The organism is Mesorhizobium sp. LNHC209A00, assembly GCF_000502915.1.
Taxonomy (GTDB): Bacteria; Pseudomonadota; Alphaproteobacteria; order Rhizobiales; family Rhizobiaceae; genus Mesorhizobium.
Window position 1 is genome coordinate 204,667 of sequence record NZ_AYWT01000003.1, and the last position, 13,437, is coordinate 218,103.

At 62.9% G+C, this 13,437-nt stretch carries 9 protein-coding genes; 6 read left to right on the plus strand and 3 right to left on the minus strand.

Going from position 1 to position 13,437, the window contains the following annotated elements:
• The 3 genes from X739_RS157260 to X739_RS157250 form a co-directional block, all read right to left on the minus strand.
• Entirely contained in the window at positions 1-3,132 is a 3,132-nt protein-coding gene (locus tag X739_RS157260; protein WP_023793844.1) for an efflux RND transporter permease subunit, read from the minus strand.
• Positions 3,129-4,289 (minus strand): efflux RND transporter periplasmic adaptor subunit, encoded by a 1,161-nt coding sequence (locus X739_RS157255; protein WP_023781249.1) that lies wholly within the window; start codon positions 4,287-4,289, stop codon positions 3,129-3,131. The genes X739_RS157260 and X739_RS157255 overlap by 4 nt, the downstream gene beginning before the upstream one ends.
• Before the next feature lie 199 nt (positions 4,290-4,488).
• Complete coding sequence (locus tag X739_RS157250) at positions 4,489-5,316, minus strand: MurR/RpiR family transcriptional regulator (RefSeq protein WP_023770541.1); 828 nt, start codon at positions 5,314-5,316, stop codon at positions 4,489-4,491.
• Between the two features lie 145 nt (positions 5,317-5,461).
• On the opposite strand from X739_RS157250, the gene X739_RS157245 reads away from it, so the two are divergent.
• The 6 genes from X739_RS157245 (at position 5,462) to X739_RS157220 (ending at position 13,348) form a co-directional block, all read left to right on the plus strand.
• On the plus strand, positions 5,462-6,280 hold the full coding sequence (locus X739_RS157245; RefSeq protein ID WP_023770540.1) for an N-formylglutamate amidohydrolase: 819 nt from the start codon (positions 5,462-5,464) through the stop codon (positions 6,278-6,280).
• Positions 6,281-6,301: 21 nt separating this feature from the next.
• A complete protein-coding gene (locus X739_RS157240; RefSeq protein ID WP_023770539.1) occupies positions 6,302-7,858 on the plus strand; it encodes an amino acid permease in 1,557 nt (518 codons plus the stop codon).
• 88 nt (positions 7,859-7,946) lie between these two features.
• Positions 7,947-9,317, plus strand: coding sequence for a glutamine synthetase family protein (locus X739_RS157235; protein WP_023770538.1), 1,371 nt, complete (start codon positions 7,947-7,949; stop codon positions 9,315-9,317).
• 103 nt (positions 9,318-9,420) lie between these two features.
• On the plus strand, positions 9,421-10,809 hold the full coding sequence (locus X739_RS157230; protein ID WP_023793848.1) for an aldehyde dehydrogenase family protein: 1,389 nt from the start codon (positions 9,421-9,423) through the stop codon (positions 10,807-10,809).
• Positions 10,810-10,825: 16 nt separating this feature from the next.
• On the plus strand, positions 10,826-11,998 hold the full coding sequence (locus tag X739_RS157225) for an iron-containing alcohol dehydrogenase (RefSeq protein ID WP_023770536.1): 1,173 nt from the start codon (positions 10,826-10,828) through the stop codon (positions 11,996-11,998).
• Between the two features lie 243 nt (positions 11,999-12,241).
• Positions 12,242-13,348, plus strand: coding sequence for an ABC transporter substrate-binding protein (locus tag X739_RS157220; protein WP_023770535.1), 1,107 nt, complete (start codon positions 12,242-12,244; stop codon positions 13,346-13,348).
• Positions 13,349-13,437 lie beyond the last annotated feature (89 nt).

Sequence of the window (13,437 nt, forward strand, 5' to 3'; positions counted from 1 at the left end):
CTATTCCGCCGGTTCCACATTGGTGGAGGCGGCTTCCTCGAGTTCGCGCTTCAGCCGTGCTTCCTCATGGGTCTTCGGCGTGACGAAGCGGCCAAGCAGGAGATAGGCGACCGGGGTCAGGAACAACGTCGAGATGGTGGCCAGGCCAAGCCCGCCGACAATGACCCAGCCGAGCGCCACGCGTGCCTCGGCGCCCGCACCGGCGGCCAGCACGAGCGGGACACCGCCAAGTATGGTGCAGATCATCGTCATCATCACCGGCCGCAGACGGATGGTGGAAGCCTGCTCGATCGCTTCGCGCACCCCCCAGCCCCGATCTCGCAGCTGGTTGGCGAATTCGACGATCAGGATGCCGTTCTTGGCCATGACGCCGACCAGAAGCACCAGGCCGATCTGGCTGTAGGCGTTGAGGCTGGTGCCCGAAAGCAGCAGCGCGAAAATGGCGCAGGCGAGGCCGAGCGGCACCGTCGCCATGATGATGACGGCGCTGACGAAACTCTCGAACTGGGCGGCCAGCACCAGGAGGATGATGACCAGGGCAAAGCCGAAGATGGTGACCATCGCGCTGTTGGTTTCACCCAAAGTCGCTGCCTCGGCCAGGGGCAGGATTCGGCTTCCAGGCGGCAGGAGCGGCGTGGCGATCTGCTCGGCGCGTGTCAGCGCATCGCCAAGCGCGAAATTGCCCGAGAGGTTCGAGGTGATCGCCACCGAAGGCTGCTGCTGTTCGCGCGACAGCGACGGTGGTACGGCGCGCTCGGTCAGCGTGGCGATGGTCGACATCGGCACGAAGCGGCCATCCGCCGTCTTGAGGAAGACATTTTCCAGATCGGTCGGGTCGTTGATCGGGTTGGTGGTCGAGACCAGCTTCACGCCGTAGCTGCGGTCGGCGATGTAGACATCGACGACGTCATTGCCGTCGAGCATGGCTTGCATGGTGTTGGCGAGCCCGGTGATGTCGATGCCGAGATCGGACGCGCGCTCACGGTCTATCGCTACGGCCAGTTGCGGCTGCGTCGGGTCGATCGACAGGCGCGGCGTCTGAAAGCGCTGATCCTTCTGCATTTCGGCGATGATCTTGACCGCCGCATCGCCAAGCGCCTTGCGGTCGTTGCCAACCAGAGCGAATTGCAGGCCGTTGCCGGCGCCGCGGATGCCGAGACTGTTGGGTTGGACCGGGAAGATCCGCACGCTGGGCACCTGCCTGGTCAATCGACTGATCTCGGCCATGATCTCCTGCTGGCCGCGGCTGCGCTCGTCCCACGGCGCCAGCGTCATCACCATGAAGCCAGAATTGTAGGAGCCGTTCTGGCCGGCGTTTTCGAAGGTCGAGCGAATCTCGCCGGAATCGCGCATCGGCTGGATCAGCCGCTCGATCTTCTGCATCTGCTGTGTCGTATAGTCGAGGCTGACGCCTTGCGGGGCGTTGATGCGCAACAGCACCGCGGCGCGGTCCTCGGTCGGCGTCAGTTCCTGGCGGATGGTGCCGAACAGCGCGAAGGCGACGCCGGCAAACAGCACCGCTACCAGAATCACGATCCAGGGCGCGTCGAGGCAAGCGTGCAGCGCGCGCTTGTAGCCGGCATTCAGGACGCCGCCGATGCGAGCGCCAATGCCCTGGCCGGCCTCTCGGTGAAGCGGCGCGCTGGTCAGCATGCGCGAGGCAAGCATCGGGCAAAGCGTCAGCGCGACCACGCAGGACAGAAGCACCGACATCGCAAGCACGAAGCCGAATTCGCGGAACAGGCCGCCGGTCTGGCCGGGCAGGAACGAGATCGGTACGAAGACGGCGACAAGCGTCAGTGTCGTGGCGACGACGGCGAAGAACACTTCCTGCGCGCCGAGCACGGCCGCCGCACGCGGCCCCATGCCTTCGTTGCGCCGTCGCACGATGTTTTCCAAGACGACGATGGCGTCGTCGACGACAAGGCCGGTGGCCAGCACCAAAGCGAGCAGCGTCAGGATGTTGACGGAGAAGCCGGCCAGATAGATGGCGGCGATGGTGCCGATCATGGCGACCGGCATCGACAGGCCGGGGATGAGCGTGGCGCGCCAGTCGAGCAGGAAGATGTAGATGACGATCAGCACCATGGTAACCGACAGGCCAAGCGCGATCTCGACCTCGTGCACCGCACCCTTGACGAAGACAGCGTCGTCGCTGGTGATCTTGATCGACATGCCCTTGGGCAAGTTCTCCTGCAGCTTGGCGACGGCGGCCTGCACGCCCGTCGAAATGTCCAGCGTGTTCGATTCCGCCTGGCGGATAATGCCTAGGCCGATTCCGGTCTTACCGTCCGAACGCAGCGTCGTCTGGCCTACATCGGGGCCGAGCGTGACGGTCGCGACATCGCGGATGCGCGTTGTGCCGCCGATGATGATGTTTTCGAATTCCTCGGGCGTCGTCACGTCGGCCGTGGTGCGCACGATCAGGTCCTGGTTGGTCGTTGTGATCGACCCGGCCGGGGAATCGAAGGCGACGGAGGCAAGCGCCGTCCGAAGGTCGGCGACGGTGAAGCCGAGGCTGGCGAGCTTGTTCTGGTCGACGTCGATGCGAAAGATCTTGTCGCGGTCGCCATAGACCTGGACGTCGGCGACGCCGGGTACGGCTGCCAGTTCGTCCTCGATCTGGTCCTGGACCACCACCGTCATGTCCTGGATCGACATGGTGTCCGAAGTCACCGCCAGCCGCATCACAGCGTCGGAATTGGCATCGGCCTTGACGATGCGCGGCGGATCGGCGGTATCGGGCATCTGGTTGGCGACCCGGCCGACGGCATCACGCACATCCGAGGCGGCGACGTTCAGATCGACACCGTCGTTGAACTCGATGGTGACGCGGCTCGAGCCGAATGAGGAGGAAGACGAGATCGATTTGACGCCAGAGACGCGGGCGACGGCGCCCTCGATCGTGTCGGTCAGTTCGCGGTCGACGGTTTCGGCGGCCGCGCCTTCGAAGGTCGTGGAGACCGTGACAACAGCGCGGTCGACGTCGGGCAGTTCGCGGATCTCGACACCGTAGAAGGCAGCGAGGCCGGCAACGGCTATAAGGGTGTTCAGCACGAACGCCATGACCGGCCTGCGGATGAACAGTGCGGTGAAGCCGGTATCGCTGGCGGCGTTGACGGAGCCGGTCATGAGCCTTCCGCGGCCTTGGTGGCGCGCTGCTCCTGGTCCGCGATGCGAACCTCGCCGCCTTCGCTGACACTTTGGGTGCCTTCGGTGACCACCATGTCGCCGCTGTCGATCTCAGCGTCGATCAATACGGTCTCGGTGTTGCGCTGGATGATGCGCACCGGCACGCGCCTGGCCTTGCTGTCCTCGACCTGCCAGACATAGGCGCCGTCCGAACCCCACAGGATCGCCAGCGGGCTGACGGCCGGATAGGTCTCGCCGGGGAATTTCATGGTGATGGAGAACGACATGCCGGCGCGCAGCGAATCGGCCGGATTGGCGATGGTGGCCTTGACCAGAAGTGTGCGGCTCTTTTCGTCGATGTGATTGTCGATCGCTGAAACGGTGCCGGTGTAGGCGTTGCTCGGATTGGCGATCGGCGTCGCCGTCAATTGCGCGCCGACCTTGACGGCGGCGGCGAAGCGCTCGGGCACCTGGAAATCGACCAGGATAGAGGACCGGTCGTCAAGCGTGGCGATCGCCGACTGGTTGGTGACGTAATTGCCGGCCGAGATCGGCAGGATGCCGACCGTGCCGGTGATCGGCGCCAGTATCGAGCGGCGCTGCAGTGCAAGCTCGGCGTCCTGAAGCGCCAGCTTGGCGCCAGCCAGAACCACTTCGGCATCGGCGACCGCGACCGGTGTCGCCGCGTTTGAGGCGCGCAGCGACTTGACGCGGTCGAGCTTGGACTGAGCATCCTGCAAGGCGAGCTTGGCGCGGTCCTGTGCGATGATCTCCGTCTCGGAATCGAGCGTTGCGATGATCTGTCCCTTGTCGACATGAGTGCCGGATTCGGCCAGCAACTCGGCAAGGCGGCCGGAACTGTAGGGATTGACGGTCACCGAGGCGTTGGCACGGCCGGTGCCGATCGCCTGCAGGCGGTCGTTTATGGTGGCCGTACCGGCAGGCAAGGCGACGACGTTGACCTGCCGGACTCCATTGCGATTGCCAGCCTGTTTCGCGCCGTCCGCACCGTTTCTGGCGGGAGGCGTTGCCGCGTAGGCCCAATCCATCCCCCAGCGCGCCAGCACTTCCGGCGCGCCTGGATAGAAGCGTGCCCAGGCGGCCGCGGCGGCGAGCACGATCACAAGCGCAACGGCAATTTGCTTCCAGGTCCGCATCGACACTCCGGTTTCACGAATCGTCAGCCCTTCCCGAAGGAACGGCACAGCGACGATGCGGGCGGGAGGCAAAATTCGGCCACGCCACCCCCCAATATCAGCGGTTTATGGCAATTATCACGCAATCGTGCACATTAAATCTCGGTAACGTGAGACCGAGACGGCCGCGAAGCCGATGCATTTATCCGGAGGATTCGACCTATCGCAGGCCTTCCATCTCGCGGATGCGCCGGGCCCCGTCGGCCTCGAGTTGCCTGGTGACGGCGCCGATCAGCGTTTCGGCGACGACGAAAAGTGCCGCCGAGGAATCCCATGCGGAAGGCACGGCGGTTCGTCCGGCGATGACATGGCGAGCAAAGCGGGCGATCGGCGACAGCCACTGGTCGGTGAACAGTACGATCTGAACGCCGCGCTGATGCGCCTTTTCGGCGAAGCGGACGAGGCTGTCCTGATAGCGCCTGATGTCGAAGATCACCAGCACGTCGCGCTTGCCCATGTCGATCAGCCGGTCGCGCCACATGCTCTCCTGGCCGGCGAGGTGAAAGACATCGGGCTGGATGACGGCGAGGTGGGCGGCCATGTAGCGCGCCAGCGGGTCGGTGAAGCGGCCGCCGATCAGAAATGTCTTGCCACGCCGCTCGGCCAGCCTGGCGGCAATGTCGGCAAGCTGCTTGTCGGACAGATGCCTGAAGGTCTCGCGCATATTGTCGAGCGTCGCTTCCAGCATGGGCGACACCATGCCGCCACTAGGCGTGGGCGGGTTGAGCGTTCGTATCGCCGGCGATTGCAATTGCGCCGCCAGTTCATCCTGGAGGCTCGACTGGAACTCGGGATAATTCTGGAAACCCAGCCGGGCGACGAAACGCAGGATCGTCGGCGAGGATACGCCGGCCGCGGATGAGAATTCGGCGACCGTCTTCAGTCCGATCATCGGATAGCTCGCGATCAGCGTCTGCGCTGCGCGCCGTTCGCCGGCGGGCATCGCGCCGATACGGTCGGCAATCAATTCGGCAATGTTGGAAATCATCTTTTCCCCACCCTTGGCCCGCCGACGGTCTTTTCCCCAGATCGCATTTGACAAAGCCAAACAAACTGTATGAAATCATCCACCGGGACGCAATGAAACAAAATACGTAACATACGATACAGCGCTCCCAGGGGACGGCAGGACTATGGAGACAGCGCGGCCCGCCAGCCTTGCATCGTCTGATACCGTGGGGGTGACGAACCCTGGCGGATCGAGCCCTTTCGTACTGACCTGCGACCACGCTTCCAATTTCATGCCGGCTCAATTCGGCACGCTCGGGCTCGCCACCGAGGACCTGTCGCGTCACATCGCCTGGGATCCCGGTGCGTTGCCGGTTGCGCTGCGGATGGCGCAGGCGCTCGATGCCACGCTGATCGAAACCCGCATTTCGCGATTGGTGATCGATTGCAACCGGCCGCTCGACGCGCCGGACCTGGTGCCGCCGGTCAGCGAAACCACTGCCATACCGGGTAATACCGGCCTGTCCGAAAAACAGCGCGCGGCGCGGGTCGCCCTGTCATGGCAGCCATTTCACAGCACCATCGAGCGCATTGTCGAAGACAGGCTGGCGCGCGGGCAGGAGACCCGCCTGGTTTCCGTCCATTCCTTCACGCCGGTCTACAAGGGCCGCAACCGGCCCTGGCATATCGGCATCATCCATGACGAAGATCGCCGGCTGGCGGCACCGCTGATAGCGGCGCTACAGCGGCTTGCCGGCATCACCGTCGGCGTCAACGAACCCTATTCGCCTGCCGATCGCGTCTATTTCACGCTGGAACGGCATGCGCGCTCGCGTGGGCTGCCCTGTGCAATGATCGAAATCCGCAACGATGAGATATCCGGCGAAACCGGGCAGCGGAAATGGGCGGATCTGCTCACCGGCATTTTTTCGGATCTGGAACCAGAGGAGGCCACGCGGCCCAGATCGCATTCAGTCAGAAAGTCAGTCCAATCGGCCAGCTGAGAAACAAACAGGGGACTTCCAATGGCAGCACCGGGTTATACAGACGTTGACAAGGCGGAGGACGTAAAGGCCCTCCACAGCATGGGCTACGCCCAGGAACTGGAGCGGCGTCTCAGCCGCTTTTCAAACTTCGCCGTTTCCTTCTCCATCATCTGCATCCTGTCGGGCGGCATCAATTCGCTGGCTCAGGCAACGTCGGGCGCCGGCGGCATCGGCATCGGCATCGGTTGGCTGGTCGGCTGCTTTATTTCGTTGACCTTCGCGGTCGCCATGTCGCAGATCAGCTCGGCCTATCCAACCGCCGGCGGCCTCTATCACTGGGGCTCGATCCTCGGCAATCGCGGCACCGGCTGGGTGACGGCGTGGCTCAACCTGCTCGGCCTGATCACCGTGCTCGGCGCCATCAATGTCGGCACCTGGACGTTCTTCGTCGGCGCCTTCGGACCGGCGCTGGGCATCGAGGGCACGCTGACCAACCAGATGATCTTCCTGGTCGTCATCACCGGCGCCCAGGCGTTGATCAACCATCTCGGCATCAAGCTGACGGCCAAGCTGACGGACTTCTCCGGCTATTTGATCTTCTTCGGCTCGATCCTGATCGCGGTCGTCTGTCTGTTCTCCGCCGAGACGTGGGATTTCAGCCGCCTGTTCACCTTCCACAACTATTCGGGTGACGCCGGCGCCGGCGTCTGGCCGTCGGTCTCGAATGCGTGGGTGTTCGCACTAGGCCTCTTGCTGCCGATCTACACGATCACCGGCTATGACGCTTCGGCCCATACTTCCGAGGAAACCATCAAGGCGGCTTCCTCGGTGCCGCGCGCCATGGTCATGTCGGTGATCTGGTCGGCCGTCTTCGGCTATCTGTTCCTGGCCGCTTTCGTGCTGATGATCCCCAACATGGACGACGCCGCCAAGCAGGGCTGGAACGTGTTCTTCTGGGCCTTCGACCAGCGCGTCAGTCCCGGCCTCAAGGAGTTCGTCTATCTCGTCGTGTTCATCGCGCAGCTTCTGTGCGGTCTCGCCACCGTCACGTCGGCGTCGCGCATGATCTTCGCCTTCTCGCGTGACGGCGGCCTGCCGGGCTCGGCGGCACTCGCCAAGGTCAGCCCGACCTATCGCACGCCGGTGGCGGCGATCTGGACGGCGTCGGTCCTGTCGGTGCTGTTCGTCTGGGGGTCGACGCTGGTTTCGGTCGCCGGCACCTCGGCCTACACCATCGTCGTATCGTGCACCGTCATCTTCCTGTTCCTGTCCTTCACCGTGCCGATCGTGCTCGGCATGCTGGCCTGGGGCACGCCGAAGTGGGACAAGATGGGTCCATGGAACATGGGGCGCGGCGTGTTCATGCTGTTTGCCGTCCTGTCGATCGTGTCGATGATCCTGATCTTCGTCATCGGCATCCAGCCGCCGAACGACTGGGCGCTCTACATCACCGTCGGCTTCTTCATCCTGACGGCGATCGTCTGGTTCGCCTTCGAGCGCAACCGCTTCCAGGGTCCGCCACTCGGCGACATCATCGCCGCGCGCCAGGCGGCGATCAAGGCAGCCGAACAGGCGGTCGGCGAAACCGGCCACTGACTTCAAGCATCACCAACCATGGCCGGCATCGCGCCGGCCATGGTTTTGTTCCTCCCTTTCAACGACCAAGCACTGGAGTGCCAAAGGAATGGCCGGAAATTTCTCGTTCGATCAGTTGAAGAAAGCGGTCTCCAGCGGCGAGATCGACACTGTGCTGGCATGCATTGTCGACATGCAGGGCCGATTGGCGGGAAAGCGGTTCCTGGCGCAATACTTCGTCGATTCCGCGCATGACGAGACGCATGGCTGCAACTACCTGCTGGCGGCCGACATCGATATGGAGCCGGTGCCGGGCTACAAGGCGGCAAGCTGGTCGAAGGGCTATGGCGACTTCGTCATGAAGCCGGACCTGGCGACGCTGCGGCGCATTCCCTGGCTGGAAAAGACGGCGCTCGTCATTTGCGACGTGCTTGACCACCACACCCACGACGACCTGCCGCATTCGCCGCGCGCCATCCTGAAGAAGCAGGTCAAGCGGCTGAGCGAGCGGGGCTATATCGGCTATTTCGCTTCCGAGCTCGAATTCTACCTGTTCAACGAGACCTACGATTCCGCCCGCAAGAAGCATTGGCAGGGGCTCGATACAGCCTCGCCCTATATCGGCGACTACCAGATCGGCATCACCACCAAGGAAGAAGGCGTCATGCGCCGGCTTCGCAACGAAATGGAAGCCGCCGGCATTCCGATCGAGAACTCCAAAGGGGAGTGGGGTCCGGGCCAGGAAGAGATCAATGTGCGCTACGCAGAAGCGCTCGACATGGCCGACCGCCACGTCATCCTGAAAAACGGCGCAAAGGAGATTGCCGAGTCCGAAGGCAAGGCGATTTCCTTCATGTCCAAGTATAATTACGGTCTCGCCGGCAATTCCAGCCACATCCATAATTCGCTGTGGAGCGCGGACGGCAAGACGCCCCTGTTCTTCGACAGACAAGCCGACTGGACCTTGTCGACCCTTGGCCAGCAATGGGCGGCCGGGCAGTTGAAATACGCCAAGGAATTCACCTGGTTCCTGGCGCCCTACGTCAATTCCTACAAGCGCTTCCAAGCCGGCACTTTCGCGCCGACCAAGATCATGTGGAGCGAAGACAACCGCACCGCCGGCTTCCGCCTGTGCGGCGAGGGCACCAAGGGCATCCGCATGGAATGCCGCATCGGCGGCGCCGACCTCAACCCTTATCTCGCCTTCGCGGCGCTGATCGCGGCCGGCCTCGCCGGTATCGACGAGAAGCTGGAATTGCAGAAGCCTTTCGTCGGCGACGCCTACCAGGCTTCTCGTTTGCCGGAGATTCCAAAGACGCTGCGCGATGCGACCGAGACGCTGGCGAAGTCGAAGATGCTGAAACAGGCTCTCGGCGAGGATGTGCTCGAACATTATGTGCACACCGCGAAGTGGGAGCAGTTCGAATACGATCGGCGTATCACGGATTGGGAACTGCACAGGGGTTTCGAGCGGTACTAGGCTGACGCCGCCCCTCACCCTTACCCTCTCCCGTGAAGAAAGGTGTGAGGGGCAGCGTCAAGCCATGTGATTTCGATTGTACAGAAGTGCGAGGACTTAAACGATGACCGAAACGGTCAAACTAAAATCCCCTATCGACGGCTCGATCTATGCCGAGCGGCCGGTCGCTACCGACCAGGCGATCAACGCCGCGGTCGAGCTCGCCAGGGCGGCGCAGGAGAAGTGGGCGCGGACGCCGATCGTCGAGCGTGGCAAGTACATGCTGGCGATGCTGGAAGCACTGGTCGCGATATCAGACGAGATCGTGCCGGAGATCGCCTGGCAGATGGGGCGTCCCGTTCGTTATGGCGGCGAGTTCGGCGGCGTCAAGGAGCGTACCAACTATATGGTCGAGATCGCGGAAGCGGCGCTCAAGTCCGTGCCGGCCTCCAACCCGAAGGACGGCTTCCGGCGCTATGTGAAGAAGGATCCACTTGGGGTGGTCATGGTGATCGCGCCATGGAACTATCCCTATCTGACAGCGGTCAACACCATCGTGCCGGCGCTGATGGCCGGCAACGCCGTCATCCTCAAACATGCCGCGCAGACGTTGCTGGTCGGCGAGCGCTTCCAACAGGCGTTCGACAAGGCCGGCCTGCCAAAGGGCGTGTTCCAGAATGTCGTGCTCAACCATGCACAGACCGAAAAACTGCTGGGTTCCGGCAAGATCGACCATGTCAATTTCACCGGATCGGTCGCTGGCGGCCGTGCTATCGAAAAGGCGGCGGCAGGCACCTTCATGACGCTTGGGCTCGAACTTGGTGGCAAGGATCCGGCCTATGTGCTGCCCGACGCCAAGATGGACCATGCCGTGGCCAATCTGGTCGACGGCGCCTTCTTCAATTCCGGCCAGTGCTGCTGTGGCATCGAACGCGTCTATGTGCACGAGAAGGTCTATGACGAGTTCGTCGAAGGCTTCATCGCCGAGACCAGGAATTATGTCGTCGGCAATCCGCTGGAGCAGGCGACGACGATGGGACCGATGGCGCAGGCGCGCTTTGCCGATCTGATCCGCGAGCAGAAGACCGAAGCGCTGCGTAAGGGCGCCAAGGCGCACATCGACATGAAGCTGGCTAACGACAAGGCCGGCTCGCCCTATCTGGCGCCGGAGGTGCTGACGCAAGTCGACCACCAGATGAGCGTCATGCGCGAGGAAAGTTTCGGGCCGATCGTCGGCATCATGAAGGTGCGCAACGATGAAGAGGCGATCGCTTTGATGAACGACAGCCCCTACGGGCTGACGGCCTCGATCTGGACGCGCGACACCGAGCATGCGGTGGCGATCGGCGACCGCGTCGAGACCGGCACGGTGTTCATGAACCGCTGCGACTATCTTGATCCGGCGCTGGTCTGGACCGGCGTCAAGGACACCGGCAAGGGCGTTGCCCTGTCGGCACTGGGCTATGACAATTTGACCCGGCCGAAATCATTCCATCTGCGTGAAGCCATCTAATTTTCGAAAGACAAAAATGTCCAAGCTCATCTCCAAATGGAACTACCCCACCACTGTTCGTTTCGGCGCCGGGCGCATCAAGGAACTGCCGGAGGTGCTCGCGGCCACCGGCATCAAGCGGCCGCTTTTCGTCACCGATCCGGGATTGGCGAAACTGCCGGTCGTCGCCTCGACGCTTAGGATTCTCGACGAGGCCAAGGTGCCCTATGGCGTCTTCTCCGAGGTGAAGCCGAACCCGGTCGAGTCCAACCTCACCGCCGGCATCGCGGTGTTCAAGAAGGGCAAGCATGACGGCGTCATCGCCTTCGGCGGCGGCTCGGCGCTCGACCTCGGCAAGCTGATCGCCTTCCAGGCCGGCCAAGTCAGGCCGGTCTGGGACTTCGAGGATGTCGGCGACTGGTGGACGCGCGCCAACTCCGACGCCATCGCGCCGATCATCGCGGTGCCGACCACCGCCGGCACCGGCTCGGAGGTCGGCCGCGCCGGTGTCATCACCAACGAGGAGACGCATACCAAGAAGGTCATCTTCCATCCGAAGTTGTTGCCGGCGATCGTCATCGCGGATCCGGAGCTGTCGGTCGGCATGCCTTCCTTCATCACCGCCGGCACCGGCATGGACGCGCTTGCCCATTGCCTCGAAGCCTATTGCGCGCCGGGCTATCATCCGATGGCCGACGGCATTGCCGTCGAAGGCATACGCCTGGTGTTCGAGAACCTGCCGAAGGCCTATGCCAATGGCAAGGACCTCGTCGCCCGCGCCCACATGATGAGCGCGGCCGCCATGGGCGCCGCGGCGTTCCAGAAGGGGCTGGGTGCGATCCACTCGCTGTCGCATCCGATCGGCGCGCTCTACGACACCCATCATGGCATGACCAATGCCGTGTTCATGCCTTATGTGCTGGCCTTCAATCGCGACTCCATCGAGGAGCGTATTGCCCGGCTCGCCGCCTATTGCGGCATCAAGGGCGGTTTCGACGGCTTCGCCAAGGCCGTTATCAAGCTGCGCAAGGAGTTGAAGGTGCCGCACGCGCTGCCGGGCCTGATCAAGGGGCTCGACATGGACAAGAAGCGCAAGGGGCTGATCGCCGACATGGCGGTGGTCGATCCGACGGCCGGCGGCAACCCGGTCAAGCTGACCAAGAAGGCGGCGCTGACACTGCTCGAAAACGCCATCGCCGGGACGGTCTGAGGCCGGTTCCGGGGTGCGGAAGTTGATCGGGAAACGAGGGGAAAGGAGAGGGGAAGGGGCGATATAGGGGCGGATTAATGATTAGCCGGAAAATTAAGTGATGGCTAATTGCTACAGTCCGTTAAAAAGAGTTAACTTTTCACGCTGCGAGGCGCCGGTTTCACAAAGCTTTCATCTGGCTGTCACACGAAAACGGTACCGCATCGCAGACGTCCAACGGCGTCAGTTCAATGGAGAGAACACATGTTCAAATTCACGGGGAAAATGCTTTCCCTTTCGGCCGCGACCCTGATGGTGTCGTCGGTGATTTCGTCCGCCGCTTCGATGGACGATCTCATCAAGGCCGCCAAGGCCGAAGGCCAGCTCACCACGATCGCCTTGCCGCATGACTGGTGCGGCTATGGCGACGTCATCGCCGGCTTCAAGGCGAAGTATCCGGAAATCACCGTCAACGAACTCAACCCCGACGCCGGCTCCGGCGACGAAGTCGAGGCGATCAAGGCCAACAAGGACAACAAGGGTCCGCAGGCTCCTGATGTCATCGACGTCGGCCTGTCCTTCGGCCCGACCGCCAAGGCCGATGGCCTGTTGATGCCATACAAGGTGTCCACCTGGGACTCGATCCCGGACAGCGCCAAGGATGCCGATGGCGCCTGGTACGGCGACTATTATGGCGTGCTCTCGTTCATGGTGAACAAGGACCTGATCAAGGAGTCGCCGAAGGACTGGGCCGATCTCCTCAAGCCCGAATTCGCCAACGCGGTCGCCGTTGCCGGCGATCCGCGCGCTTCGAACCAGGCCATCCAGGCCGTCTACGCCGCGGGCCTTTCCGGTGGCGCGGCTGCTGGTGAGGCCGCTGGCACCGCTGGCCTCGACTTCTTCAAGAAGCTCAACGCCGCCGGCAATTTCGTGCCGGTCGTCGGCAAGCCGGCAACGCTTGCCCAAGGCCAGACCCCGATCCTGATCAACTGGGATTACAACGCGCTCGCCGGTCGCGACACGCTGAAGGGCAACCCGCCCGTCGACGTCATCGTGCCGAAGACCGGCGTTGTCGCAGGTGTTTATGTGCAGGCGATCAGCGCCTTCGCGCCGCATCCGAATGCTGCCAAGCTGTGGATGGAATATCTCTATTCCGACGAAGGCCAGGTCGGCTGGCTGAAGGGCTATTGCCACCCGATCCGCTTCAACGATCTTGCCAAGAACGGCAAGATCCCCGCGGACGTTCTGGCCAAGCTGCCGCCAGCGGAATCCTACGCCTCGGCCGCCTTCCCGACGCTCGACGAGCAGGGCAAGGCGAAGGAGACCATCAGCAAGAACTGGGACGCCGTTGTCGGCGCCAACGTCAAGTAACGCTTGAAATCCACCGGGCGGCCGCGAGGCCGCCCGGCTTCCCCTCGAAGACGGTAGCCGGCGCATGACCGATCTTACGCTCTCAAATC